Raw genomic sequence first — 24,082 nt, forward strand, 5'->3', positions numbered from 1 at the left:
GCCCGGCCCGGGAACGTGGCCGGACCTCACACCGGCAGCAGCCGCCCCACCAGCGCGCTCAACTGCCGTACGTTGCGGCACTCGTGCATCTCGACGAGCTCGGCGTACGCCGGCGCCGCCGAGTCGCCGGTGCCCCAGCGGGAGCGCTGCTCGGGGTTGAGCCAGTACACCCGCCGGGCGCGGGCGGTGATCCCGGCCAGCGCGGGGAGGTTCGGGTCCCCCATGTTGTTGCGGGCGTCGCCGAGCACGAACACCGTGGTGCGCGGGCCCACGGCATCCGCGTACCGCTCGGTGAACTCGCCGAGCGCGGCGCCGTAGTCACTGCTGCCGTGCCACGAGGTGAGGGCCGCCTCGCCCCTGATGCGGGCGCCGAGACCCTCCGGGTCGGCCGCACCGTGCACCAGCAGGCCCGTCACCTCGTCGACACGGTTGACGAAGGCGAACACCCGCACCTTGCTGAACTGGTCGTGCAGCGCCTGCACCAGCAGCATGGTGAAGTCGGAGAAGCCCGACACCGAGCCGGACACGTCGCACAGCAGCACCAGCTCCGGCCGCGCGGGACGGCGGCGGCGCAGCACCGGACGCATCGGCACCCCGCCGGTGGACAGCGAGGCGCGCAGGGTGCGCCGCAGATCGATGCTGCCGCGCGCCGCCCGGCGCCGCCGTGCGGCCAGCCGGGTCGCCAGCTTCCGCGCCAGCGGCTGGACCGTCCGGCGCAGCTCGGCCAGCCGTTCCTTGCCCGCGAACAGGAAGTCCACACGGTCCGCCGTCGGTGCCACCGCCCGCCGGGCGATCTCGTCCCGGCCCCGCCGCTCGGCCACCCGGCGCCGGGCCTCCGCTGTCACCATCCGCCGGAACTCCTCGATGCGCCGCCGGATCTCGTCCTCCAGCAGCCGGTCGCCGAACCCGGTGGAGCCGCCCCGGGCCCGCACCTCGTCCCGCACCCGTGCCAGCAGGGTCTGGGGGCGCAGCCGGTCCAGCGTCTGGTACGAGGACCAGCCGTCCGAGGCGGGCGAAGCGCCGTAGCCGCCGAAACCGTCGACGGCCTCGATCGCCAGCCGGCGCATCAGTGCGGTGTCGTCGTCGGCGAGCGCGGCGGCCAGACGGTCGCGCAGCTCCTCCCGGCCGGCGGGCTCCACGTCCGGCGCGCCGACGCCGCTCGGGAAGTACAGGTCGAAGACCGCGTCGAACACCGGCCGCGCACCGGCCGAGTGCAGCAGGGTCGCCGCAAGGCCCTCGCGCAGCAGCTCGCGGTCGGCGAGGCCGAGCTCCCGGACCGCCTGCGCCGCGTCCACCGTCTCACCGGTGCCGATGCGCAGGCCGTGCGCGCGCAGCGCGTCGACCAGCCCGGTCAGGCGGGAGGCGAGATCCGCGGAGGTGGTCACACCGCGTCCAGGTCGAGCTTGGCCTGCGCCTTCAGCACGTCGTCCTGGTGCTTGAGGATCACGCCCAGGCTGTCGCGCACCACCGTCTCGTCGAGGGTGTCGGCGCCCAGGGCCAGCAGGGTGCGGGCCCAGTCGACGGTCTCGGCGACGGACGGCACCTTCCGCAGGTCCATCGCCCGCAGCGCGCCCACCACCCGGACCACGGACTCGGCGAGCGCCGCGTCGATCCCCGGCACCTTCAGGTGCACGATCCGCCGCTCCGACTCGGCGTCGGGGAAGCCGATGTGCAGGAACAGGCAGCGGCGGCGCAGCGCCTCGGACAGCTCGCGGGTGGCGTTGGAGGTGAGGACGACGAAGGGGCGGCGGGTCGCCGTCACCGTGCCCAGCTCCGGGACGGTCACCTGGAAGTCGCTGAGCACCTCGAGCAGCAGCGCCTCGACCTCGACGTCCGCCTTGTCCATCTCGTCGATCAGCAGCACCTTCGCCTCGTCGCCGCGGATCGCGGTCAGCAGCGGGCGGGGGAGCAGGAACTCCTCGCTGAAGATGTCCGTGCGCGTCTCGTCCCAGCTCTCGTCCCGTCCTGCGCTGATGCGCAGCAGCTGCTTGGCGTGGTTCCACTCGTACAGCGCCCGGGACTCGTCGACGCCCTCGTAGCACTGCAGCCGCACCAGCCGGGCCCCGGCGACCCGGGCGACCGCCTTGGCCAGCTCGGTCTTGCCGACCCCGGCGGGCCCCTCCACCAGCAGCGGCTTGCCGAGCCGGTCGGCCAGGAAGACGGTGGTGGCGACCGCGGGGGAGGCGAGATAGCCGGCCTCCGCGAGGCGGGCGGAGACGTCGTCGACGGAAGTGAACATGGCACTATCCAAGCGCTTGCTCACCGCCGGATCAATGGGTGGGTGCCCCAGGAAGCCCGTCGGTGCACCAGGGAGCCCGGGGTGCGCGCATCAGGGTCCTCGGTGCGTGCCGAAGGATCACCCTCCGGCACGCGGCGGACCTCGGGGTGCTACGAGCCGTCCGTGCCGCTCGGCAGGCCGGTCACCAGCACCACCTCCAGGGTGCGCGGGCCGTGCACCCCTTCGACCCGGTCCAGTTCGATGTCGCTGGTGGCCGAGGGGCCCGAGATCCACGTCAGCGGGCGCACCGGGTCGAGGCGTTCGAGCGCCTGCGGCACGGAGGAGACCACCTGGCCGGGCACCCGCACCACACAGATGTGGTGGTCGGGGATCAGCGTGATGCGGCGCCGGCCCTGGTCGGGGGAGCCGTCCAGGACGATGGTGCCCGTCTCGGCGACGGCGACCGCACAGGCGGTCACCACGCTGTCCACCCGGTCCAGTTCGCCCGGTGTCTGCTCCGCCCGGTCCACCACCCGCCGTACGTCCGTCTCCGCCAGCCAGCTCTCGTCCAGGCCCGGCGGGACCACGACCGACGTGGCGCCGCGCCGGTGCAGCAGCGCGGCGACGGTCCCGGCGAGCCCCCCGGCGTCCGTGCGGTGCACCAGGGCGCGGTAGTCGGCCAGGTTCTCGGCGAGCAGCTCCACCGTCTCCTCGGTGCTCCGCTCGCCGTGCTCGCGCAGGTAGCCGCGGGGGACCGCCTGCTCGTAGGGGGTGTCGTCGCCGGGCACGTCGGCCAGTGCACGACGCACCCGGCCCAGGATCCGTTCCCTGCTGCTCACTTCGCCTCGTCCTTTCCGCCGCGGGTGCGCTGCCACCAGTCGCGGAACGGCTCCGGCGGCACCGGTGGCAGATCCCGGGTGCCGCTCCACGCCCTGCCGGGGCCGGGCAGCGTGCGCGGACGCAGCCGGCGGGTGCGGGAGGCCAGGCGCTGGGCGGTGCGCAGGGCACCGGGCCGGGTGAGCGCCCAGCGGGCGGCGCGCATCGCGGCACGCTCGGCCGCATGCCCCTTCGCGGGCCGCAGCACCACCTTGTTGCCCTCGCGGATCACCGGTCCGCCCTCGACCACCCGCTCCCGCAGATGGACCAGCACCTCGGGGATGTCGATGGCCACCGGGCACACCTCGTAGCAGGCACCGCACAGGCTCGACGCATACGGCAGCGAGGCGTCGATCTCGCTCCGCGTGCCCCGCAGCTGAGGGCTCAGAATGGCGCCGATCGGGCCCGGATAGACCGAGCCGTAGGCGTGGCCGCCGGCCCGCTCGTAGACGGGGCAGACGTTCAGGCAGGCCGAGCAGCGGATGCAGCGCAGGGCCTGCCTGCCGACCTCGTCGGCGAGGGTGTCGGTGCGGCCGTTGTCCAGCAGCACCAGATGGAAGGCGCGCGGACCGTCCTCGTCCCGCGTCCCGGTCCACATCGAGGTGTACGGGTTCATGCGCTCGGCCGTAGAGGAGCGGGGGAGGGTCTGCAGGAACACCTCCAGGTCCCGCCAGCTCGGCACGGTCTTCTCGATGCCCACGACCGAGATCAGCGTCTCCGGCAGGGTCAGGCACATCCGGCCGTTGCCCTCCGACTCGACCACCACCAGCGTGCCGGTCTCGGCCACCATGAAGTTCGCCCCGGAGATGCCGACCTTGGCGCGCAGGAACTTCTCCCGCAGATGCAGCCGGGCCGCCTCGGCCAGCTCGGCGGGCGAGTCGGTCAGGCCCTCGGGGGCGGGCCGGCCCCACTCGCCCATCTCGCGGGTGAAGATGTCCCGGATCTCGCCGCGGTTGCGGTGGATCGCCGGGACCAGGATGTGCGAGGGCCGGTCTCTGCCCAGCTGCACGATGAGTTCGGCGAGGTCGGTCTCGTAGGCGCGGATGCCCTCGGCCTGAAGCGCCTCGTTCAGCCCGATCTCCTGGGTGGCCATCGACTTGACCTTGACGACCTCGCGCTCGCCGGTCTCCTTCACCAGCCGGGCCACGATCCGGTTGGCCTCCTCGGCGTCCGCCGCCCAGTGCACCACGCCGCCCGCGGCGGTGACCGACTCCTCCAGCTGCACCAGATAGCGGTCGAGATGCCGCAGCACATGGTCCTTGATCCGCTTGCCCGCCTCCCGCAGCTCGGCCCAGTCGGCGACCTCCGCGACCGCCTGCTCCCGCTTGCCGCGGATGGTGTGCGTGGCGTGCCGCAGGTTGCCGCGCAGGGTCGCGTCGTGCACCGAGGCACGCGCGGCCTGCGGGAACGCCGGCATTCCGATGAAGGTCCCGCTCATGCCGCCGGCTCCTCCCGTGTGCTCGCCAGGATCTCCGCGAGGTGCACGGCACGCATGCCGGTGCCCACTCTGCTCATGGTGCCCCCGATGTGCATCAGACAGCTGTTGTCCGCCGCGCACAGCACCTGAGCGCCGGTCGACTCCGCGCTGCGCACCTTGTCGGCACCCATCGCGGCGGACACGTCGGAGTTCTTCACCGCGAAGGTGCCGCCGAACCCGCAGCACTCCTCCGCCCCGGGCAGCTCCACCAGTTCCAGTCCCGCCACCGCCTGGAGCAGCCGCCGCGGCCGGTCGCCGAGGCCCAGGCTCCGCAGCCCGTGACAGGTCGGGTGGTAGGTCACCTTGTGCGGGTAGTACGCCCCGACGTCCGTCACGCCCAGCACGTCCACCAGGAACTCGGTCAGCTCGTAGGTCCGGGGCACGACCGGGGCCAGCGTGACGGCCAGGCTGTCGCCGCGCCCCTCCGCCCGCGCCCGTTCACCCATCCGCGGATACAGTTCGCGCACCATCGCCCCGCAGGAACCGGACGGGGTGACGATCGCCTCGTACTCGCCGAAGACCTTCGCGAAGTGCTCGGCCAGCGGCTCCGCCTCGTGCCGGTAGCCGGTGTTGTAGTGCGCCTGGCCGCAGCACGTCTGGTCCATCGGGAAGTCGACGTCCACGCCCAGCCGGGTCAGCAGCTTCACCACGGCCCTCCCGGTGTCCGGGCAGAGCGTGTCGTTCACACAGGTCAGGAACAGGGCGACACGCATGGCGGCTCCCAGTTGTCGATCATCGCGTCTGAGCAGAGTAGTGCGCTTCGCGGCGCGTGGGGCAGACCCGGGGCCTGCCGGGTCCCGCACCGCGCGTGCGCGCCCCGCGCGAGGGAATGCGATCCGGCGAGCGGCGTGCCCCTCCCGCGCTCTCCGCGCCCCCCTGACCGACCGATCAGAAAGTTTTGCGCGATCCGGGCTCGTTGACCGCAGAAACATGTGCTGGACTGGGGCGCGGTCCGATCGTCCGTCCGTCCCGGGAGCCCCGTTGACGCACAGCTACCGCCAGCCGGGAGTCGTCCTCACCGACCACCGCTTCACCGTTCCGCTCGACCACGACGACCCCTCGGGGGAGACCATCGAGCTGTACGCCCGCGAGGCCGTGGCCGCCGAGAAGGCGGACCGGGACCTGCCCTGGCTGGTGTACCTCCAGGGCGGACCGGGCTTCGGGGCGAACCGTTTCATCGGGAAGCAGGCCTGGCTCGGCCGGGCCCTGGACGACTACCGGGTGCTCCTCCTCGACCAGCGCGGCACCGGCCACTCCACACCGGCCAACCGGCAGACCCTCCCGCTGCGCGGCGGCCCCGCCGAACAGGCCGCCTACCTCGCCCGCTTCCGCGCCGACTCCATCGTCCGCGACTGCGAGACGATCCGCCCCCGCGTCACCGGCGGCGCCCCCTGGACGGTCCTCGGGCAGAGCTTCGGCGGCTTCTGCACGCTCACCTATCTGTCCTTCGCCCCCGAGGGCCTGGACACCGCGATCATCACCGGCGGGCTGCCCTCGCTGGACGGCCACGCCGACGACGTCTACCGCGCCGCCTACCCGCGCATGGAGCGCAAGGTCACCGCCCACTACGAGCGCTACCCGCAGGACGTCGAACGGGCCCGCCGCATCGCCGACCACCTCCTCACCCACGAGGTGACCCTGCCGAACGGCTACCGGCTCACCGTCGAGGCGTTCCAGTCCCTCGGCATCCTGCTCGGCAGCGGTGACGGCACCCACCGCCTGCACCACCTCCTGGAGGACGCCTTCGTCCGCACAGCCTCGGGACCCGCCCTGTCGGACGCCTTCCAGGAGCAGGTCCAGCACCTGCTCTCCTACGCGAGCCATCCGCTGTACGCCCTGGTCCACGAGGCCTGCTACGCCCAGGGAAACCGCCCCACCGCCTGGGCGGCCGAGCGGGTGCGCTCGGAGTTCCCGCAGTTCGACGCGGCCAAGGCGCTCGCCGGTGACGAGCCGCTGCTGTTCACCGGGGAGACCGTGCACCCCTGGACCTTCGACTGCGACCCCGCGCTGCGCCCGCTGCGCGAGACCGCCGAACTGCTGGCCGCCCGCACCGACTGGCCGCCGCTGTACGACCCCGCCCGCCTCGCCGTCAACGAGGTCCCGGTCGCGGCGGCCGTCTACCACGACGACCTGTTCGTCGACACGGCCCACTCCCTCGCCACCGCACGCGCCGTGAAGGGCCTGCGCACCTGGGTGACCGACGAGTTCGAGCACGACGGCGTGCGGGCCGGCGGCCCCCGGGTGCTCGACCGGCTGCTCGCACTCGCCCGCGGCCGGCTGTGAGGCTGCCGAGCGCGGGGGCCCGCCGTGCGTCTGCCGGGGCGCGCGGTGACGGGTGATCAACTCGCCGCACATCGACGCGAGGTCACCGCTCCGACGTGGTTACGCTGCGGGCATGACGGATCCGTTGATCACGCAATTGAGCCCCATGCCAGAGGACTGGCAGCGCGCGCTCGCGGTGGTGGCCCACCCCGACGACCTGGAGTACGGCTGCTCGGCGGCCATCGCCTCCTGGACGGACGCCGGCCGCGAGGTCGCCTATGTGCTGGCCACCCGCGGCGAGGCGGGCATCGACACGCTCCCGCCCGAGGAGTGCGCCCCGCTGCGCGAGCAGGAGCAGCGGGCGAGCGCCGCCGTGGTCGGGGTGTCGACCGTGGAGTTCCTGGACCACAGGGACGGCGTCATCGAGTACGGCCCCGCGCTGCGCCGCGACATCGCCGCCGCCATCCGGCGGCACCGGCCCGAACTGGTGATCACCCTCAACCACCGGGACACCTGGGGCGGCACGCAGTGGAACACCCCGGACCACGTGGCGGTCGGGCGGGCCACGCTGGACGCCGCCGCCGACGCCGGCAACCGCTGGATCTTCCCAGAGCTGACCGAGCAGGGCCTGGAACCCTGGGACGGCGTCCGCTGGGTCGCCGTGGCCGGCTCCAGCTCGCCCACGCACGCCGTGGACGCGACGGAGGGGATGGAGCGCGCGGTGCGCTCCCTGCTCGAGCACCGCGCCTACATCGAGGCGCTGACCGACCGGGACCCGGAGGAGTACGTGCGGGAGTTCCTGATCGGCTTCGCCCGCGAGGCGGGCAAGCGGTTCGGCGGCCGGCCCGCGGTCACCTTCGAGCTCTTCCCCAGGGCGGGGGCATGAGCGGCACCCAGGAGCTGGCCGAGCGCTTCGAGGAGCACCGCGCCCGGCTCACCTCGGTCGCCTACCGGATGCTCGGCTCGACGGCGGAGGCGGAGGACGCCGTCCAGGAGGCCTGGCTGCGCCTGGGCCGCACCGGCACCGAGGAGATCGACAACCTCGGCGGCTGGCTGACCACCGTCACCGGCCGGATCTGCCTCGACATGCTGCGCACCCGCACCGCCCGCCGCGAGCAGCCGATGGACGAGACCTTCGTCCCCGACCCCGTGATCAGGCCGCTCGGCCACACCGACCCGGAGCAGCACGCGGTGCGCAGCGACTCGGTGGGCCTGGCGCTGCTGGTCGTCCTGGAGACGCTGGCGCCCGACGAGCGCCTGGCCTTCGTGCTGCACGACATGTTCGCGGTGCCCTTCGACGACATCGCACCGGTGGTGGAGCGCACCCCGGCGGCCACCCGGCAGCTGGCCAGCCGGGCCCGTCGCAGGGTGAAGGAGGCCACGCCCTCCACCGAGCCCGATCCCGCCCGGCAGCGGCAGGCGCTCGAGGCCTTCATGGCCGCCGCGCGCGGCGGTGACTTCGAGGCGCTGGTCTCGGTGCTGCACCCCGACGTGGTGCTCCGGGCCGATGCGGGTCCGCTGGTCCGCGGCCCCGGCGCCTCCAGGCGGCTGCAGGGTGCCAAGCCCGTGGCCGAGTCGGCGCTCCTGTTCGCCCGCTACACCGCGGCCGCCACGATGGCCTGGGTCAACGATTCCCCTGGACTGGTCAGCCTGGTCGACGGCCGCCTGAACTCGGTCATGTACGTCACCGTCGACGACGACGGCCGGATCACCGGCATGTACGTCCTGGCCGACCCCGAGCGGCTCGCCCGGCTCGACGTGTCCGGCCTGCGGTGACCAGACCGCACCGGCGCCGGCTGGACCGAGCCGGCCGGTAGGGTGAACGGCGTGCACGAGGAGACGGCCGGCCGGGCGGACCTGAGCGGCGACTGCGCGCAGTGCTTCGGACTGTGCTGCGTCGCCCTGCCGTTCGCCCGGTCGTCCGGCTTCGCCGCCGACAAGCCGGCCGGCACCCCCTGCCGCAACCTCGAGAAGGACCACCGCTGCCGCATCCACGCCCGGCTGCGGCAGGAGGGCTACGGCGGCTGCACCGTCTACGACTGCTTCGGCGCCGGGCAGAAGGTCTCCCAGGTCACCTTCGGCGGACGCGACTGGCGCGGCGGGCCCGACGAGCACGCCCGGCGCATGTTCGAGGTGTTCCCGGTGGTGCGCCAGTTGCAGGAGCTGCTGTGGTACCTCACCGAGGCCGTTTCGCTGCCCGCCGCCCGCCCTCTCCGGGACGAGCTGCGCGTAACGCTTCAGGAGACGGAGCGGCTCGCTTTGCTGCCGCCGCAGGAACTGGCGGCGCTGGACGCGGAGGCCCACCGGCAGCACGTCGGCGCCTTGCTGCTGAGGGTCAGTGACCTGGCCCGCTCCTCGCTGCGCGGACGGCGCAGGGATCGCAGGGGGGCGGATCTGCCGGGCGCCCGCCTCGGCGGCGCCGATCTGCGCGGAGTCAGCCTGCGCGGCGCCTGCCTGATCGCCGCCGATCTGACCGGCGCGGACCTGCGCGGCGCCGACCTGCTCGGCGCGGACCTGCGGGACACCGATCTCACCGACGCGGACCTGACCGGCGCGCTGTTCCTGACCCAGCCGCAGGTGAACGCCGCACGGGGCAACGAGGGCACCCGCCTGCCGGCGTCACTTCGGCGCCCGGCCCACTGGGGCGTCTGACACCGGCCTGCCCCTGACCGGCCGCCGCTCCACCCGCAGCCGCAGCCCCTCCGGCATCAGCGTCAGCCGTTCGGTCACCTTCAGCCGGTACGCCGGGTCGGCGTGGAACTCGTACCGCCTCAGCAGCAGTCCCAGCACCAGCGTCGCCTCGTGCAGCGCGAACTGCCGCCCGATGCAGGCCCGCGCCCCCGTCCCGAACGGCTTGAACACATGCGGCGGCCGCGACCGCGCCGCCCGCGGTTCGAACCGGTCCGGGTCGAAGCGTTCCGCATCCGGTCCCCACACCTCGGGGTCCCGGTGCAGCAGCGGGGTGAGCACCAGCGCCCAGGCGCCCCGCAGCATCGGATGCTCCCCGGCCAGCACGGTGTCCTCGCGCGCCTCGCGGGCGAAGGCCGGCGCCGTCGGCCACAGCCGCAGCGTCTCGTCGAGCACCCGGCGGACGTAGCGCAGCTTGGCCACCTGCTCGTAGCCGGGCGCCGGTGTGTCGCCCCAGACCCGCTCCACCTCGGCGCGGGCGCGGGCCGCGACCCGGGGGTGCCGGGCGAGATGGTGCAGGGCGAAGGAGAGCGCGCCCGAGGTGGTCTCGTGGCCCGCCACCAGGAAGGTGATGACCTGGCGGCGCACGTTCTCGGCGGAGAGCCGCTCACCGGTCTCCGGATGCGCGGTGTCCAGCATCCGGTCCAGCAGGTCGCCGCTCCCGCCCCCGTCGGCGCGGCGCGTCCGCACCACCTCGTCGACGATCTGGTTCAGCCGCTCGATGTCGGCGGCGTTGCGCCGGCTCGCCCGGCGCAGCAGCAGCGGAATCAGCGGACCGGGCACCGTGTTCAGCCGCTGCGCGTAGGTGAGCGTCCCCACCATCGCCGTCACGAAGGGGTGCGGGCGGGAGCGTTCGAAGGAGCCGAAGTCGTAGCCGAAGCCGGTGCGGGCGATGGTCTCCAGGGTCAGCTTGGTCATGTCGCCGGGCACGTCCACGGCGCGGCCCGCGGCCGCCGCCCGGTCCCAGTGGCCGGTCAGCCGCTCCGCCACCGACAGCATCACGGTGTGGTAGCCCGCCATCGCCTCGCGGCTGAAGCCGGGGGCCAGCACGTCGTGCGCCAGCTGCCAGTTGGGCTCGTGGTTGTACGCGGTGAACAGGCCGTCGCCCGCGACCGGCCGCAGATTGGCGACGCCGAGACCGACGTGCTTGGCGAAGCGCGACTCGTCGGCGAGATCGGCCACCAGGCGGGCGCCCCACACGAACACGAACTCCTTGCCGAAGGCGTTCCGCCTAAAGACGGGCCCGAGCGAGGCGTACTTCAGCGAGTCCTGCAGCGGAGTGCGCCTGCTCGCGCCGATCACATCACCGAGCAGCGGCAGCCGGTACGGCGGGTGCGGGATGCGGTGCAGCTCGGGCCAGCCCAGCTCGGCGCTGCGGAACCCCTTCGGCGGCTTCGTCCCTGTCGTCGTCTTCGCCATGGAAGCGGTCTCCTTCACTGCCGGCGCGCCTGCGCGCCGCGGGAGCCGTGGGCAGCCTGCGCCCCCTCGCGTGTTGGACGTGGGTTCAATAGCGGCCTCAGTGTCGTCCCGCCGCTGAACCGGCGTCAAGTACAGTGCGGGAATGGCTGCGAACCAGGGCGAACGCACCCGTCGCCGGCTCAGCACCGAGGAGCGCCGCGAGCAGCTGCTGTCCGTCGGGGCGCGCCTGTTCTCCGAGAAGCCGTACGACGAGGTGTGGATCGAGCAGGTCGCCGAGATCGCCGGGGTATCGCGGGGGCTGCTGTACCACTACTTCCCGACCAAGCGGGACTTCTTCGCGGCCGTGGTGGAGCGGGAGAGCGAGCGCATGCTGCGGATGACCGCCGCGGTACCCGGCGTTCCGGTGCGCGACCAGCTGGCCGCGAACCTCGACATGTATCTCGCGCATGCCGCCGAGCACGCCCACGGCTACCGGGCCTTCCACCGTGCCGAGGCGGCCGGGGACCAGGTGGTGCGCCGTGCCTACCGGCGGGCGCTCGCCGCCCAGGAGCGGCAGATCCTGGCCGCGCTGGCCGCGGACCCCGAGTTCGGGCCGGCGTTCCAGGAGCGTCCCGAGGTCCGGCTCGCCGTGCGCGGCTGGCTGGCCTTCACCACCGCCGTGTGTCTGGAGTGGCTGCGCGGCTCGGAGCTGAGCCGGGAGCAGGTCCGCGACCTGTGCGCCCGCGCCCTGCTGAAGGTGCTCGCGCACTGACCGCCGCGCCGGGCCGGCCGGTCCGGCGCGGCGAGGTCTCGTGAAGATCAGGTGTCCCGGTTGGCGCACACCCCGATCTCCGATAAGTTAGGCAAGGCTTACCTAAGAGGAGGTTCGGGGATGGGTGACGACACGCACGGCTGGACGGCCGCACCCGGCGCCGCGGAACGCGCCCGCTCGGTGCTGGCCGCGGCCTGGTCCTGCGCGGTGACCGCCGAGGGCGCGCGCGAGGAGTTCGTCGGCGCGCACAGCGTGACCGAGGACGGACGGATCCGCCTGAGCGTGCCGGAGGACAGCGTGCTGCGCGCCGCCGCGATCTGCGCGCCGCGCGGCGAGCCGTCCGCCGTGCTGGAGTTCGCCGATGTCGCGCCCGTCCCCGTGCGCGGCAGGATCCGCGCCCGGCTGTGGCTCGCCGGCTGGTTCTCCGCCGAGGACGGCCATCTGGTCTTCAGGCCCACCCGCGTGGTGCTGCGCCGCCGTTCCGGAGCGGTCCTCGTCGACCCGGACGAGTACGCCGTGGCCGCGCCGGACCCGCTCGCCCTCGCCGAGGCCCGGCTGCTCACCCACCTCGCCGACTGCCACCCCGACGCGGTGGAACGCCTCACCCGCCTGGTCGGCCCCGGCAGCCTGCACGGCGCCGTCCGCGTCCAGCCGCTCGCCGTCGACCGGCACGGACTGACCCTGCGCGTCGAACGCGCCCGCACCGACGGCGACGTACGGCTGCCGTTCCACGCGCCCGCCGACGACATCGCCCAGCTCACCGAGCGCATGCATGTGCTGCTCGCCCAGGCGAGCGCGGCCTCCTGCCCGCGCGCCCTACAGCGGCAGCGCACAGACGGCGACGGGTGAGACGAACGGCTCGCCCGCAGGCCGCAGTTCCCCGCTCTCCGAGTCCACGCTGAACACGGTGACGGTACCGGACTTCTGATTGGCCGCGAACAGCAGCGCGCCGTCGGGGGAGAGGGCGATCTGCCGGGGGAAGTCGCCGCCCACCGGCACCGTGTCCAGCAGCCTCAGCCCGGCCCCGTCCTCCTCGACGGCGTACCGGGTGAGGCTGTTGTCGCCGCGGTTGGCGAGAAAGGCGAAGCCCCCGTCGGGCGTCACCACGATCTGCGCCGGGTAGTTGGTGCCGGGTCCCGTCCCGGTGGACTGCGGCCGCCCGATCCTCAGCCGCCCCGAGCCGGGGTCGTAGGCGCACACCGCCACCGTGTTGTCGAGCTCGTTGGCCAGGTAGGCGTACCGGCCGCCGGGGTGGAAGGCCAGATGCCGCGGACCCGCGCCCGGCCGGGTGCTCGCCCGGGCGGCCTCGGTGAGCCGGCCGGAGCTCTCGTCCAGCCGGTAGCTGTACACCGTGTCCGTGCCCAGATCGACGGCGAGGACATGCCCGCCGTCCGGCGCGGTGACGAACTGGTGGGCGTGCGGGCCCCGCTGCCCCGGCCCGGGCGGCGGCGAGGAGTGCACGACCAGCTCGCTGCGCTCGCCCAGCGCCCCCGAGCCGTCGATCGGGTGCACCGCCACACTGCCCGAGCCGTAGTTGGCGCTCAGCAGCCACCGCCCGCTCGGATGCACCGACAGATGGCAGGGCGCGGCACCGCCGGAGCTCCGGCTGCCCAGCACCTCGCGGCCGGCGATCCGCACGGCGGTCACCGCGCCGTCGTGCCGCTCGTTCACGGCGTAGAGGGTCCGGCCGTCCGGGTGCACCGCGAGATACGAGGGGTCGGCCACGCCGGTGACGGTCCCGGTGCCGGTGATCCGTCCCGTGGCCGGGTCGTAGACGGCCAGGCCGATGCCCTTGCCGCCGCCCTCGGCCGAGGTGTAGGTGCCGAGGTACAGCGGGCGCGGACCGGAGGGCGACGGGCTCCGCCTCCGTGCGCCGCTGCGGGACGCCGGTGCCGCCGCCGACCGCGAGCCCTCGGCGGCACCGTCCTCGCCGCCGCACCCGGACACCGCCGCCGCGGCGGCCGACCCGACGACGGCACCCACGAACCGCCGCCTGCTCCACCCGCCCGAGCTCATCCACCCACCTCGTCATCAGGGGCCCCGTGCACCACGGCCACCCTGACGCCGTTCCGCCGGCGGGGCAAGGACACCGGGACAACCGCCCCGGGCGCCCGCACGGCCGGGGTCACTTGACGCGATGGGAGGCGGCGCCGGACGTACGGCGCAGCCGGGCGGGGACGCTCTCGCGCAGCCGGGTCAGCCACGGCATCCGCTCCCGCTGCTCGCGCGAGTGCCGGTCCAGCTCCTCGAACAGGCGGCGCGTGCGGTGCTCGATGTCCATCTCGTCGAGGATGCGGTTGACCTCGGTCAGCACCGCGCCGTGCAGCTCCCACTGACTGGGGTCGCGCTGCACCTCCTCCAGCAGCAGCTGCGCCAGCTTGTCGCGGGTGGTGGCCGCCTGCCGCAGCTCGGAGGCGAGCCGCTCCTCCGCCGACTCGGCGCTCCTGCTCACGCTGGTGGTCACCAGCACCGCGAAGCTGACCACCGCGTCGGCGATCTCGGACAGCAGCTCCGCGAAGGTCGCCCCGGTCTCCGGCTCGAACAGCCGCTCGGGCTCCCGCTCCTTGGCCAGGTCGGTCAGGGTGCGTGCCAGCACCCGCGCCACCACCGTGCAGATCTCCAGCGTGTCCAGGCCGGTGCGCAGCACCACCCGGTGCAGCAGTCCCTCCCGGACCCGCGGATTGAGCCGCAGACTGTCCTCCGCCTGCCGCAGCGCCGCGTCCACCTCGACGATGTCGTGGTCCAGACGGCGCGCCTCGTGCAGCCGGTCCGCCGCCTCGTGCGGCGGCGTGGGGCCGGTGGCCTGCTCGCCGATGCTCAGCATCAACTGCCGCAGCCGGCGGGCCAGTCCCTCGATCGACTCGCCGGCCTCCTCCACCCACACCGGGGGAGCCAGCAGCAGATTGATGCCGAGCCCGACGACCGCGCCGGTCAGCGTCTCCACCACACGGGCCCAGGCGTACTCCCCGTGGGTCGTCACCCCGAGCACCAGCATGGCGCTGATCGCCACCTCGGGGACGAACTCCTGCACCCGCACCAGATGCCCGACGATCAGCGACGCCAGGATCAGCAGGCCCAGACTCCACCAGGTCAGACCCACCAGGAGGCTGAAGAGGATCGCCACGAGCACCCCCGCCACCACCGAATTCACCCGGCGCACACCGGTGGTGATGGTGGAGTACAGGGTGACCTGCACGACGAGCAGCGCGGTCAGCGGAGCCGTGAGGGGAGCGGGCTCCGGGCTCAGCCGCAGGGCGATGACGTACGACAGCGTCGCCGCGGTGGCCGAGCGCAGCGCCTGGACGGTCACCGGGTCCCGGTGACGCAGGATGAACTCCCTCACCGGCGCCGTCCACTCACGTACCACTCGCATCTTCCGACGGTTCCCCTTCCCGGTTCGCATCGAACACACAGGCCCGTGAGGAAAACTCCACTGGCGCACCATGGTCCGTCACACACCGGGAACGGCGCCCGCCGGGCCGCCGGGGGGCCGGGCCGCCGGGCGGGGGCCTACAGCTTGTCGAGGAAGGCGTGCAGATTGTCGCGGGTCCGGGCGACCTGCTCCTCCAGGGTGAGGCTCTCCTCGAAACGGGCCCCGGTCTCCGGGACCTTCTTGCCGCGCAGATAGAGGGAGCAGGCCAGATCGGTGCACATGTAGGCGCCGACCGAGTTGCCCTCCCGGCCGGCCGGTCCCGACCTGCGGGCCGTCATCAGGGAGACGCCGCCGCGCGGATGGGTGGTCAGACACAGCGAGCACATGCTGCGCTGCAGAAGGCCGCGGCGCCCCGGCTGGAACCGCAGGGCCACTCCCACCAGGCGGTCGTCGCGCTCGGCGACCAGATACGCCCGGTCGGGCCCGCCCGGATCGCGCCAGCCCAGGAAGTCGAGATCCTCCCAGGGGCGTTCGCCGAGATCGCGGGGCACGGGCAGCCGCTTGGCCTCGCCCTTCGAGCAGTTGATGAACGAGGTGCGGATGTCCTGCTCGGTGAGCGGGCGCATGACGGGTCTCCAGCGAGTCGGTCGGGGATGGTCGAAAGATCGGTCGAAGGGATCGGTCGAGAAACCTAGGGGGTCTAGGTTTTGGTGTCAGCGTAGGGAGACCGGCGGGGAACGGGCCACCGAATTTCGCCGGGGTGCCGGAGAGGTGATAGTTCACACCGTAAAATAAGCAGGGAGGGAAGTCGCGCCGGACCCGGTCCCGGCGAGCGGTGAGGTGCAGGCCGGGCCGGGGCGGAAGGAGCCACATGGCGGGGCGGAACGGGCGAACGGTACGCGACCTCAGACGGGCCAACCGGACGGCCGTGCTGCAGCGGCTCTACGTCGACGGCCCCCTCAGCCGTTACGAGCTCGGCCCGGCCACCGGACTCAGCTCCGGCTCGGTGAGCAATGTGGTCGCCGACCTCATGGCCGACGGCCTGGTGGAGGAGGCCGGCAGTGTCGGCTCCGACGGCGGCCGCCCGCGCACGCTGCTGCGCGTCGCCCCCGCCGGCGGCCACATGATCGGCGTGGACGTGGGCGAGACCCGGGTGCGTGTGGAGCTGTTCGACCTCGCGCTCACCGAGCTCGCCCGGGCCGAACGCCCGCTGGAGCAGCGGCGGTACGCGGTCGAGGTCATCGTCGGCCACATCCGCTCCGGCATCGCCGAGGTGCTCGGTGCGGCGGGCCTGCCGCCCGAGCGGCTGCTCGGCGTCGGCATCGGCGTGCCCGGCATCGTCGAGCACCCGGAGGGCGGCGGCGCCGTGGTGCACGGGCAGACCATCGGCTGGGACGCCGTACCGCTGGAGTCCCTGCTGCGCACCGGCTCCCCGCTGCCCGACACCGTCCCCTACCTCATCGACAACGGCGCCAGGACGCTGGGCCAGGCCGAGATGTGGTTCGGCGGCGGGCGCGGGGCCCGCAACGCCGTGGTGGTGCTCCTCGGCTCCGGCGTCGGCGCCAGCCTGGTCACCCCGGAGGTGGAGCAGGGCCGGGCGGTCGAGTGGGGCCACCTGACGGTACGGGTCAGGGGGCGCCGCTGCCGGTGCGGTGCGCTCGGCTGCCTGGAGGCGTACGCCGGTGCCGAGTCGCTGCTCACCCGGTGGCGCGAGGAGGGGGGCCGGGTGCCCGAGGGCACCGACGAGGAGACCGCCCTCACCGCGATGCTCGCCGCCGCCTACCCGGCCGGCGATGCCGAGCCCGACGCCACCGCGCTCGCCGTCCTCGAGGAGACCGCCGAGTACCTGGGCGCCGGGCTGTCCGACCTGATCAACCTGTTCCAGCCCGAGCGCATCCTCGTCGGCGGCTGGGCCGGCCTCCGGCTCGGCACGCGCTTCCTGCCCGCCGTGCGCCGGCACGCCCTGTCGTACGCGCTGCGCCACCCGGCCGAGCGGGTGACGATCGAACTCGGCCGCCTGGGCCCCGACGCGGTCACCGTGGGCGCGGCGGTCCTGCCGCTCGCCGCCTTCTTCGCCCGCGGCGGACGCCGCCCGGAACCGGATCCCGAGATCCCGCCGCCCGCCTGGCGGGCCGCGCTGCGGGAGCTGACGCCCCGCTGAGGTTTCGCACCTCCCGGCGGAGGTACTCGCGGAGGTCGCCGTACGAAGGAAGGGAGAGCGCCGTGACCGACCACCGCCTCGAAGGACCGGGGGAGAACGGTCCGGCCGTCCCGCGCGACCTGCCCGACCAGCAGGCCGGAGCCGGTGAGGACCCCTGGGAGGTGGCCCCCGGCGCCGCCCAGCGCCAGGCCGGGGGCGACACCTCCGAGGATGCCGCCGAAGAGGCCGAAGCGGCCGGGCCGGCGTCCGGCTCCGAGGAGCCCGAGCCCGACACCGAGGTCCCCGACACGGACGAGGCCGGGACGGGTCGCCGCGGCGCCCCGCACGCCGGCTCCCCCAACCCGGAGCACCCGGTGCCGGACGAGTCGTCCGCCTGACCCGCCCCGGGTGGGGGGCGAAGTCCCCCCTGTCCCCTGACGGCGGCTCGCGGAGCGGAAGGCCGCCTTCTCAGGCCACCTTCCGGCCCCGGAGCGGTTCGGTGGGGGCTCCCGCGCCCTCGCGGAGACCCTCCAGGAACTCCTCCATCACCTCCGTCGCGCTGCGCAGCGGCTGCCAGCCGAGTTCCGCGCGCGCCCGCGTGCAGTCCATCAGCGGCAGTCGCAGCACGGCGTCGAAGAGGTGCGGGGAGGCGGGCAGCAGGTGCAGGCCCCAGGCGGCGGCGACCGCCGAGCGGGCCGCGGCCCGGGGCATGCGCACCCGCCGGGTACCGAGCATCTCCCCGAGCAGGTCCGCGTCCACCGGCGGTTCGGCCGCCAGATTGAACGCGCCCCTGACGTTCCCGTCCAGCACCGCCAGCTTGCAGGCGGTCGCCGCGTCATCGGTGTGCAGCACCTGGACCCGCAGGCCGGGGACGTCGGGCAGGAACGGCAGCAGGTCCGGCCGCAGCAGCGGGCCCGGCAGATACCGGCCGCCGAAGATGCGGCGCTGTTCGCTCGCCGACGCGCGCTTGAACAGGAACGCCGGCCGCATGCGCACCACCCGCGTGTCCGGGTGGTCGCGCTCGAAGATGTCCAGCGCCCGCTCCAGATAGGCCTTCTCGCGGCAGTACGCGGCGTCCGGCCAGCCGTGCGTGGGCCAGGACTCGTCGACCGCGCGCTCCCTCGGCCCCGGTGAGTACGCACCCACCGAGGAGGCGTGCACCAGGGCCGGGACGCCCGCCTCGGCGACCGCGTCGAACACCCGCATGCTGCCCATCACGTTGCTGCGCCAGGTCGTCGCCGGATCGTGCGTCGGCTGGAAGGCCCAGGCGAGGTGGATCACCGCGTCGGCGCCCGCGAACTCGTCGGCGAGGTTCGCGTTGCCGGATGCCAGGTCCACCGCCGACCAGTCGGTCTTCGCCGGTGACCAGGCGGGCAGACGCCGGGCCAGGCCCCGTACGGACGCGACCCGCGGTTCCTCCGACAGGGCGCTCACCACACTGGTGCCGACGTTCCCCGTCGCGCCCGTCACCACGACCCTCAGACCGGTCTCGCTGCTCACGGTCCACTCCTCTCGGCCGGCTGTGCTGCTGTGCGGAACCGACCGAGTACCCGCGACGCGCGCCGGGCATGAGGGCGCGCACCGGCAGGGCGAGAGGGCGCGCCGCGGAGTGCGGCCAGGAGGGCGGAAAGAAGGAGCCCCGACCGCGACGGGGGAATCACGGTCGGGGCGGTACGGGGTGGGTACGGATGGCGGTCGCCTCTCGGCGAAAGGCTCCACAGGGCTTCAGCCGAACGATCGTCCCTGTGGGCGAATGGTGAGGCTCGGGGACACTGTCCCATCCGCACCCACGCTTGGTTCAACGGGCAACCACCTTCAGGTGTTCCGCCGAATGTCTGTGTTTGCGGTGATGTGCGTCACTCGTCGTCTCCTTCCGGAACCAGGTCCGCCCAGAGGTTCTCGGCCTGCAGCAGCAGCGTGCCCAGCACCGCGGCCCGCGCGGCCCCGAGACCGGCGTGCTCCCGCATGCCTTCCTGCAGGTCCTCGTGGAGCTGGCGCATCACGGCCTCGGTCTCCTCGTCGGGGCGGCCCCCGCCGGAGGAGCCGCCGTGTGCCAGGCGGCGGGCCTCCGCGTGACAGGTGTCCCCGATCAGCTCCAGCAGACGCCCGCAGTGCCGCAGCGCCTTCGGGTCGGGGGCCGTGGGGCTGCGCTGCTCGTCGGCGGCCACCGCCAGCGTGCGGGTGAGCGCGGTGACATGCCCGACCACCCGGCTGAACCGGTCGTCCTCCTCCTCGGGAGGCAGCGCGGCGGTGGGCGCCCGGTGCAGCGCCCGCAGCGCCCCGTGGGTGAAGCGCAGGCTCTCCCTGCTCCAGCCGCGCGCCGAGCGCAGCGCGTCCAGCCTGCTGTGCAGCCGCAGGGCGGCCGCATGCCGGTCGGCCGCCGACTGGGCGTCCCAGTCGCCCTCCCGCAGATCACGCGCCACCGCGTGCAGCACGTCACCGGTCTCCCGGGCCAGCGCGGCCAGGTTCTCCCGCACGTCGCGCAGATGGATCGGCGGCAGCACCAGCGCGTTGACGGCCACACCGATCACCGCGCCCAGCGCCGCCTGCCCGAGCCGGTGGCCGACCGCCGCCACGCTCACCGCGCCCGAGGCGATGGTGAACAGCGCCGTGGTGGCGGCGAAGATCCCCTGGTCACCGAAGCGCGGCCAGTTCGACAGGAGCATCAGCACCGGCACGGACAGCGCCAGCGCGCCCGTCGCGTCGTCGGTCACCACCTGTGCCCCGGACGCCACCAGCGCCCCCACACAGATGGCCGTGAACTGCCGCCCCGCCTGGAGCACCGAGCTGTAGACGGTCGCCTGCACCAGCACCAGCGCCACCCAGGGGGCCATCAGCGCCATGGGATCGCCGAGCCACACCCATGCCACCAGCCAGGCGAGCAGCGCCGCCCCGGCGGCCTTCATCGACTGGACGAGCTGGTCCCGCTCCCGCCCCGGCCCCCGCCACACGGCACGCGCCGCCTGCCCGGCGGCCCGTACGTCCCGCCGCACCAGGTCGGCCATCCGGGCCATCGGCGTCGCCCGGCTGCCCGCCCGGCCCTCTCCGACCGTCTCCCACACACGCGTCATGGCCTGCGGGTATCCCGGCACCCCGGGGGTTCACACCCGGGCCGTCCGGCGTCGGACGTCACACCCGGACGCTCGCCCTGGAAGGTCACCTCGGAGGGGCCGGCCGCCCGGCCGTCATCCCAGGGGGCTGTCCGCGAGGGACGCCAGCAGATGGGCCGGGTCGGCGTAGACCGCCTCGGCACCGGCCTCCTCCAGGTCGGCCCGCGGAATGCCGCCGCACAGGAGACCCACGCAGCGCACGCCGGCCCGGCGGCCGGCCTTCATGTCCCACACGGTGTCGCCGACGAACACCGCTCCCTCGGGCGCTACCCCGGCCAGCTCCAGGGCGTGCTCGACCGGCTCGGCCGAGGGCTTGCCCTGCTCGACGTCGTCGGCGCTCGCGGTCGCGGTGATCGCCTCGTCGGCGTCGATCGCCCGGCGCAGCGCGCTCAGCTCGGAGCCGCCCGCCGAGGTGGCGAGCACCACCTGCCAGCCGTCCGCGTGCAGCCGCTTCAGCAGCTCGCCGGCGCCCGGCAGAGCGGGCAGCCGGTCGAAGTACTGCCCGTAGAGCGCCTTGTGCGCGGCGCTCAGCTCGCCGTCCCGGTCCGGGTCCCGCTCGTCGCCCAGCAGGTGTGCGACCAGATCGGCGGACGGCAGGCCCACGGCCCGGTGCACGGCGTGCATGGGCACCCGGTGGCCCGCCTGCCGGAAGGCCTCCCACCAGGCCGTCACATGCAGATGGTTGGTGTCGACCAGCGTGCCGTCGACGTCGAACACGGCGGCGCGTTCCATCGCGGTCCCTTCCTCGGTGCTCCTCGTGCGCGGTACGGGTACCCGTCCGCGCCGCAGCCGCGCCTCACCGGTCACGGCAGCCGCCGCCCCTGGGACTCACCGGTCACGGCGGCTCGCGCTCCCGCCTCTCACCGGTCACGGCAGCTTCCGCTCCCGCGCCCAGTCGAGGAGCTGCTCGCGCGTCCAGGTGGTGACCACCCGTTCGGGCGGCACCCCGCACTCCTCCGCGCGGGCGCAGCCCAGGATCTGCCAGTCCAGCTGACCCGGCGCGTGCGCGTCGGTGTCGATGGAGAACAGCACGCCCGCCTCCACCGCCCGGCGCAGCAGCCGCCGGGGCGGGTCGAGCCGCTCCGGCCTGCTGTTGATCTCCACGGCGGTGCCGGTCTCCGCGCACGCCGCGAACACCTCGTCCGCGTCGAACTCCGACTCCGGGCGCCCGCGCCCGCTGAGCAGCCGGCCGGTGCAGTGGCCCAGCACGTCGGAGTGCGGGTTGCGCACGGCGGCGACCATGCGGCGGGTCATCGAGCGGGCGTCCATGCGCAGTTTGGAGTGCACCGACACCACCACGACGTCCAGCCGCTCGAGCAGCTCCGGTTCCTGGTCGAGGGAGCCGTCCTCGAGGATGTCGCACTCGATGCCGGTCAGCAGCCGGAACGGCGCCCAGGTCTCGTTGAGCCGCGCCACCACCTCCAGCTGCTCGCGCAACCGCTCCGCCGACAGCCCGCGGGCCACGGTCAGCCGCGGGGAGTGGTCGGTGAGCACGGCCCACTCGTGGCCGAGCGCGGCCGCGGCCCGGCCCATCTCCTCGATCGGGCTGCCGCCGTCGGACCAGTCGGAGTGCAGATGGCAGTCCCCGCGCAGCAGCGCCCGCAGCCGCCCGCCGCCCCGCCCGGACGGGGTCTCGTCCTGCGCCTCGGCCTCCAGCTTCTCCAGATAGCCGGGCACCCGGCCGTCCAGGGCCTCCCGCACCACCTGCGCGGTCCTCGGGCCGACCCCCTTCAGCGACTGAAGCGACCCGGCCGCCGCCCGCTCGCGCACCTCCTCGGGCCCCAGCTCCTTCAGCACCCGGGCGGCGGTGCGGAACGCCCGGACCCGGTAGGCGGGCGCCAGGGACCGTTCCAGCAGAAAGGCGATCCGCTCCAACGCCTCGACGGGATCCATCGGCCTACCTCCTCGCTCCAGGGTTCCCCAGCGGGCGCACCACCGCACACCGCGGCCGCGCCCGCGGTGGACCGGGGAGGAGCGGACGCGCGAAGTCCGGGAGGATTGCTTCCTGGACGCCGCGTTCGCGCCGATTGCGCTCTACGCTCTATTCATGACCGAAAGCGCGAGCCCGCACATCACCAAACCGCGGATCATGGTGCTGGGCGTACAGCCCGGGTCACCCCCGTTCCGCATCGTGGAGATCGACGGACAGGTGGTCGGCGAGGCGAGGACCATCACCGACGTGCTGCAGGTCGCCGCCGCGCACGGGATCACGGTCCACGACCTGGACGACCCGGACGTGGTCCGCTGGGTGGGCGGCGACAAGTTCACCTGGACTGTCCGCTAGCGGCAGGTCGCATCATCCGACGACGGCGCCCCGGGCGGGCGCCGCGGTCGGCCTGTGCCCTTCGCGCCGGACCGGGCGGGGCGTCGGCAGCGCCGGACCGGGCGGCGGGCCGGGTCGGACCGGCCGGGCGCCGGGCCGAATCCGGTCAGGCCGGGCGCCTGCGGCGCGCGTGCACGGCGCGGCCCAGCCGCCGGCCCGCCAGCAGATACCCCAGCAGCGCGCCCCCGGTGTTGAGGATGACGTCGTCGACGTCGAAGGCCCGCCCGGTGACCAGCGCCCCCTGGGCGAACTCCACGAGCAGCATCACCACGGTGGTCAGCAGCAGGACCCGCAGGAACCTCCGGGTGCGCGGCGCGATCACCGGGGTGAGGACACCGAACGGCACGCCCAGCAGGATGTTGCCGCCGACCTGCCGCAGCGCGTCCCGCGCCGTGTGGTGGTCCAGATAGGCCCGCAGCGAGCGGCCCGGATGCAGATTGGTGTGCGTCAGCGCCTCGGAGGCGGGGGAGGGTTGCAGGGTCAGCCGGGCCAGGACCACCGCGAAGGCCACCATGAACACGAAGGCGCACGCCATCGCCGGCAGCCGCAGCCGCAGCGGCAGCGGGCGCCGTCCGTCCGGCTCGCCCCCGCCGGGCGCCGCCGGCCGGGAACGCCGGAGGCCGGCGGACAGGGAGTGCGAGGCGGAGCGGGCCATGAGGTCCTCCAGTGATCGGCGTGGGTGGGGGCGGCACGGGGCGGACAAGCGGCCGGGACGGGCCGGCCTCGTGGGGGACGGCTCAGTCCCCGTAGGTGATGCGCACGTCCTCGAAACCCAGCGAGCGCAGCGGGCCTCGGAGCATCTCGGTGGTGTCGGCCTCGGCGCGGGCCGGCAGACCGCTCTCCTTCGCGGCGTCGCCGATGTGCCGCACGGCGAGCTTCCGCACGGCCTGCTCGCCGTCGGGGTTGTCCGGGAACGGATCGCCGAGCCGGTCGAACGGCCCGCGCTGCTTGGAGACGGCGGAGGAGCACTCGGGGACCGGCGCCGGATGGCCGAGGCGGGCGTGCGGCAGCCGAAGGGGGGCAGCGGTGCGGTCCTCGTCGGCCCCCACGGCGTCCGCGCCGGCCTTCCCGAGAACGACGCAGCCGTCCACGGAGCCCGCTCCGACGTACGGGGTGCGGCTTCCGCGCAGCGCGTCGGGCAGGTACTCGGCGTCCTTCTCCGGACCGACGACGACCTGGAAGCTGCCGGAGGCGGCCTCGTGGCGGCTGATGTCCTGGACGGACCTCAGCGGCGCGGGACCGCCGCGGTCGCGGGACCCGGTGCCGAACACGTCCTTCGGTCCCGGCAGGCCGAGCAGCCGGATACCGGCGAGCAGCACCGCGAACAGCAGCACCACCGCGCTCAGCACCTTCACCCGGCCCGCCGTACGCCCGGACAGGCGGCCGATGGGAGTCGTCATGGCGGACGGCCCTCCTTCCTACCGAGCGGATGCCCCCATCTGCTG

General features: G+C 74.1%; 24 protein-coding genes. 9 read left to right on the forward strand and 15 right to left on the reverse strand.

The genetic code is table 11. The annotated features are described in order from the left end of the window. Positions 1-26 precede the first annotated feature (26 nt). The 5 genes from HCJ93_RS01125 to HCJ93_RS01145 all read right to left on the reverse strand — a co-directional run bounded on the left by HCJ93_RS01125 (position 27) and on the right by HCJ93_RS01145 (position 5,284). Entirely contained in the window at positions 27-1,385 is a 1,359-nt protein-coding gene (locus HCJ93_RS01125; protein ID WP_167990200.1) for a vWA domain-containing protein, read from the reverse strand. Further along, a complete protein-coding gene (locus HCJ93_RS01130; protein ID WP_167990202.1) occupies positions 1,382-2,239 on the reverse strand; it encodes an AAA family ATPase in 858 nt (285 codons plus the stop codon). Before HCJ93_RS01130 ends, HCJ93_RS01125 begins: the two co-directional genes overlap by 4 nt. A 149-nt stretch (positions 2,240-2,388) precedes the next feature. Continuing rightward, positions 2,389-3,057: a LutC/YkgG family protein gene (locus tag HCJ93_RS01135; RefSeq protein ID WP_167990203.1), complete on the reverse strand. Its 669-nt coding sequence runs from the start codon at positions 3,055-3,057 to the stop codon at positions 2,389-2,391. Further along, complete coding sequence (locus HCJ93_RS01140) at positions 3,054-4,532, reverse strand: LutB/LldF family L-lactate oxidation iron-sulfur protein (protein ID WP_167990204.1); 1,479 nt, start codon at positions 4,530-4,532, stop codon at positions 3,054-3,056. The genes HCJ93_RS01135 and HCJ93_RS01140 overlap by 4 nt, the downstream gene beginning before the upstream one ends. Next, on the reverse strand, positions 4,529-5,284 hold the full coding sequence (locus HCJ93_RS01145; protein ID WP_167990205.1) for a (Fe-S)-binding protein: 756 nt from the start codon (positions 5,282-5,284) through the stop codon (positions 4,529-4,531). The genes HCJ93_RS01140 and HCJ93_RS01145 overlap by 4 nt, the downstream gene beginning before the upstream one ends. 268 nt (positions 5,285-5,552) lie before the next feature. Between HCJ93_RS01145 and HCJ93_RS01150 the strand changes: the two genes are divergently transcribed. The 4 genes from HCJ93_RS01150 (at position 5,553) to HCJ93_RS01165 (ending at position 9,485) form a co-directional block, all read left to right on the forward strand. Continuing rightward, positions 5,553-6,854, forward strand: a complete 1,302-nt coding sequence (locus HCJ93_RS01150; protein ID WP_167990206.1) for an alpha/beta fold hydrolase — start codon at positions 5,553-5,555, stop codon at positions 6,852-6,854. A gap of 112 nt (positions 6,855-6,966) precedes the next feature. Continuing rightward, positions 6,967-7,719 (forward strand): PIG-L deacetylase family protein, encoded by a 753-nt coding sequence (locus HCJ93_RS01155; protein ID WP_167990207.1) that lies wholly within the window; start codon positions 6,967-6,969, stop codon positions 7,717-7,719. Continuing rightward, complete coding sequence (locus HCJ93_RS01160; protein ID WP_167990208.1) at positions 7,716-8,609, forward strand: sigma-70 family RNA polymerase sigma factor; 894 nt, start codon at positions 7,716-7,718, stop codon at positions 8,607-8,609. Before HCJ93_RS01155 ends, HCJ93_RS01160 begins: the two co-directional genes overlap by 4 nt. A 51-nt stretch (positions 8,610-8,660) precedes the next feature. Next, positions 8,661-9,485, forward strand: a complete 825-nt coding sequence (locus HCJ93_RS01165; protein WP_167990209.1) for a pentapeptide repeat-containing protein — start codon at positions 8,661-8,663, stop codon at positions 9,483-9,485. Here the strand turns inward: HCJ93_RS01165 and HCJ93_RS01170 are convergent. Then, on the reverse strand, positions 9,453-10,940 hold the full coding sequence (locus HCJ93_RS01170; protein ID WP_167990210.1) for a cytochrome P450: 1,488 nt from the start codon (positions 10,938-10,940) through the stop codon (positions 9,453-9,455). The genes HCJ93_RS01165 and HCJ93_RS01170 overlap by 33 nt on opposite strands. 142 nt (positions 10,941-11,082) lie before the next feature. On the opposite strand from HCJ93_RS01170, the gene HCJ93_RS01175 reads away from it, so the two are divergent. Together HCJ93_RS01175 and HCJ93_RS01180 are read left to right on the forward strand one after the other, a co-directional pair. After that, positions 11,083-11,691 (forward strand): TetR/AcrR family transcriptional regulator, encoded by a 609-nt coding sequence (locus tag HCJ93_RS01175; protein ID WP_167990212.1) that lies wholly within the window; start codon positions 11,083-11,085, stop codon positions 11,689-11,691. A gap of 120 nt (positions 11,692-11,811) precedes the next feature. Next, the gene (locus HCJ93_RS01180; RefSeq protein WP_167990213.1) at positions 11,812-12,540 is read left to right on the forward strand and encodes a DUF2470 domain-containing protein; all 729 of its coding nucleotides are present in this window, start codon (positions 11,812-11,814) and stop codon (positions 12,538-12,540) included. On the opposite strand, the gene HCJ93_RS01185 is transcribed toward HCJ93_RS01180, so the two are convergent. The 3 genes from HCJ93_RS01185 to HCJ93_RS01195 all read right to left on the reverse strand — a co-directional run bounded on the left by HCJ93_RS01185 (position 12,508) and on the right by HCJ93_RS01195 (position 15,690). Next, positions 12,508-13,707 carry a lactonase family protein gene (locus HCJ93_RS01185; RefSeq protein WP_167990215.1) on the reverse strand — a complete coding sequence of 400 codons (1,200 nt, stop codon included), beginning with the start codon at positions 13,705-13,707 and terminating at the stop codon, positions 12,508-12,510. The two genes, HCJ93_RS01180 and HCJ93_RS01185, sit on opposite strands and share 33 nt — an antisense overlap. A gap of 109 nt (positions 13,708-13,816) precedes the next feature. Beyond that, complete coding sequence (locus tag HCJ93_RS01190) at positions 13,817-15,064, reverse strand: FUSC family protein (RefSeq protein WP_167990217.1); 1,248 nt, start codon at positions 15,062-15,064, stop codon at positions 13,817-13,819. A 137-nt stretch (positions 15,065-15,201) separates the two neighbouring features. Then, complete coding sequence (locus tag HCJ93_RS01195) at positions 15,202-15,690, reverse strand: FBP domain-containing protein (protein ID WP_167990218.1); 489 nt, start codon at positions 15,688-15,690, stop codon at positions 15,202-15,204. Positions 15,691-15,935: 245 nt separating this feature from the next. Here HCJ93_RS01195 and HCJ93_RS01200 point away from each other — a divergent pair, with 245 nt between their 5' ends. Continuing rightward, on the forward strand, positions 15,936-17,225 hold the full coding sequence (locus HCJ93_RS01200) for an ROK family transcriptional regulator (protein WP_167990220.1): 1,290 nt from the start codon (positions 15,936-15,938) through the stop codon (positions 17,223-17,225). A 62-nt stretch (positions 17,226-17,287) separates the two neighbouring features. Continuing rightward, a complete protein-coding gene (locus tag HCJ93_RS01205; protein ID WP_167990222.1) occupies positions 17,288-17,602 on the forward strand; it encodes a hypothetical protein in 315 nt (104 codons plus the stop codon). A gap of 70 nt (positions 17,603-17,672) precedes the next feature. Here HCJ93_RS01205 and HCJ93_RS01210 read toward each other — a convergent pair whose 3' ends face one another. The 4 genes from HCJ93_RS01210 to HCJ93_RS01225 form a co-directional block, all read right to left on the reverse strand. Continuing rightward, positions 17,673-18,704 carry an SDR family oxidoreductase gene (locus HCJ93_RS01210; RefSeq protein WP_167990223.1) on the reverse strand — a complete coding sequence of 344 codons (1,032 nt, stop codon included), beginning with the start codon at positions 18,702-18,704 and terminating at the stop codon, positions 17,673-17,675. A gap of 356 nt (positions 18,705-19,060) precedes the next feature. Continuing rightward, positions 19,061-20,275 carry an FUSC family protein gene (locus HCJ93_RS01215; protein ID WP_373563540.1) on the reverse strand — a complete coding sequence of 405 codons (1,215 nt, stop codon included), beginning with the start codon at positions 20,273-20,275 and terminating at the stop codon, positions 19,061-19,063. Between the two features lie 114 nt (positions 20,276-20,389). Beyond that, on the reverse strand, positions 20,390-21,046 hold the full coding sequence (locus HCJ93_RS01220) for an HAD family hydrolase (RefSeq protein ID WP_167990225.1): 657 nt from the start codon (positions 21,044-21,046) through the stop codon (positions 20,390-20,392). 135 nt (positions 21,047-21,181) lie between these two features. After that, positions 21,182-22,207 (reverse strand): PHP domain-containing protein, encoded by a 1,026-nt coding sequence (locus HCJ93_RS01225; RefSeq protein ID WP_167990226.1) that lies wholly within the window; start codon positions 22,205-22,207, stop codon positions 21,182-21,184. A 154-nt stretch (positions 22,208-22,361) separates the two neighbouring features. Here HCJ93_RS01225 and HCJ93_RS01230 point away from each other — a divergent pair, with 154 nt between their 5' ends. Further along, positions 22,362-22,598: a hypothetical protein gene (locus HCJ93_RS01230; RefSeq protein ID WP_167990228.1), complete on the forward strand. Its 237-nt coding sequence runs from the start codon at positions 22,362-22,364 to the stop codon at positions 22,596-22,598. A 145-nt stretch (positions 22,599-22,743) separates the two neighbouring features. Here the strand turns inward: HCJ93_RS01230 and HCJ93_RS01235 are convergent, their stop codons facing one another. Further along, entirely contained in the window at positions 22,744-23,292 is a 549-nt protein-coding gene (locus HCJ93_RS01235) for a VanZ family protein (RefSeq protein WP_167990229.1), read from the reverse strand. Positions 23,293-23,374: 82 nt separating this feature from the next. Then, positions 23,375-24,037, reverse strand: a complete 663-nt coding sequence (locus HCJ93_RS01240) for a DUF4230 domain-containing protein (RefSeq protein ID WP_167990231.1) — start codon at positions 24,035-24,037, stop codon at positions 23,375-23,377. Positions 24,038-24,082 lie beyond the last annotated feature (45 nt).

Origin of the sequence: Streptomyces composti (assembly GCF_012034205.1) — a bacterium.
Taxonomy (GTDB): Bacteria; Actinomycetota; Actinomycetes; order Streptomycetales; family Streptomycetaceae; genus Streptomyces; species Streptomyces composti.

What these genes read in the sequence shown, in the direction of transcription:
- HCJ93_RS01130 (WP_167990202.1), bottom strand. Translation starts at nt 2,239, where the DNA reads ATGTTCACTTCCGTCGACGACGTCTCCGCCCGCCTCGCGGAGGCCGGC.
- HCJ93_RS01140 (WP_167990204.1), bottom strand. Translation starts at nt 4,532, where the DNA reads ATGAGCGGGACCTTCATCGGAATGCCGGCGTTCCCGCAGGCCGCGCGT.
- HCJ93_RS01145 (WP_167990205.1), bottom strand. Translation starts at nt 5,284, where the DNA reads ATGCGTGTCGCCCTGTTCCTGACCTGTGTGAACGACACGCTCTGCCCG.
- HCJ93_RS01155 (WP_167990207.1), top strand. Translation starts at nt 6,967, where the DNA reads ATGACGGATCCGTTGATCACGCAATTGAGCCCCATGCCAGAGGACTGG.
- HCJ93_RS01160 (WP_167990208.1), top strand. Translation starts at nt 7,716, where the DNA reads ATGAGCGGCACCCAGGAGCTGGCCGAGCGCTTCGAGGAGCACCGCGCC.
- HCJ93_RS01170 (WP_167990210.1), bottom strand. Translation starts at nt 10,940, where the DNA reads ATGGCGAAGACGACGACAGGGACGAAGCCGCCGAAGGGGTTCCGCAGC.
- HCJ93_RS01175 (WP_167990212.1), top strand. Translation starts at nt 11,083, where the DNA reads ATGGCTGCGAACCAGGGCGAACGCACCCGTCGCCGGCTCAGCACCGAG.
- HCJ93_RS01180 (WP_167990213.1), top strand. Translation starts at nt 11,812, where the DNA reads ATGGGTGACGACACGCACGGCTGGACGGCCGCACCCGGCGCCGCGGAA.
- HCJ93_RS01185 (WP_167990215.1), bottom strand. Translation starts at nt 13,707, where the DNA reads ATGAGCTCGGGCGGGTGGAGCAGGCGGCGGTTCGTGGGTGCCGTCGTC.
- HCJ93_RS01190 (WP_167990217.1), bottom strand. Translation starts at nt 15,064, where the DNA reads ATGCGAGTGGTACGTGAGTGGACGGCGCCGGTGAGGGAGTTCATCCTG.
- HCJ93_RS01195 (WP_167990218.1), bottom strand. Translation starts at nt 15,690, where the DNA reads ATGCGCCCGCTCACCGAGCAGGACATCCGCACCTCGTTCATCAACTGC.
- HCJ93_RS01200 (WP_167990220.1), top strand. Translation starts at nt 15,936, where the DNA reads ATGGCGGGGCGGAACGGGCGAACGGTACGCGACCTCAGACGGGCCAAC.
- HCJ93_RS01215 (WP_373563540.1), bottom strand. Translation starts at nt 20,275, where the DNA reads ATGACGCGTGTGTGGGAGACGGTCGGAGAGGGCCGGGCGGGCAGCCGG.
- HCJ93_RS01220 (WP_167990225.1), bottom strand. Translation starts at nt 21,046, where the DNA reads ATGGAACGCGCCGCCGTGTTCGACGTCGACGGCACGCTGGTCGACACC.
- HCJ93_RS01225 (WP_167990226.1), bottom strand. Translation starts at nt 22,207, where the DNA reads ATGGATCCCGTCGAGGCGTTGGAGCGGATCGCCTTTCTGCTGGAACGG.
- HCJ93_RS01230 (WP_167990228.1), top strand. Translation starts at nt 22,362, where the DNA reads ATGACCGAAAGCGCGAGCCCGCACATCACCAAACCGCGGATCATGGTG.
- HCJ93_RS01235 (WP_167990229.1), bottom strand. Translation starts at nt 23,292, where the DNA reads ATGGCCCGCTCCGCCTCGCACTCCCTGTCCGCCGGCCTCCGGCGTTCC.
- HCJ93_RS01240 (WP_167990231.1), bottom strand. Translation starts at nt 24,037, where the DNA reads ATGACGACTCCCATCGGCCGCCTGTCCGGGCGTACGGCGGGCCGGGTG.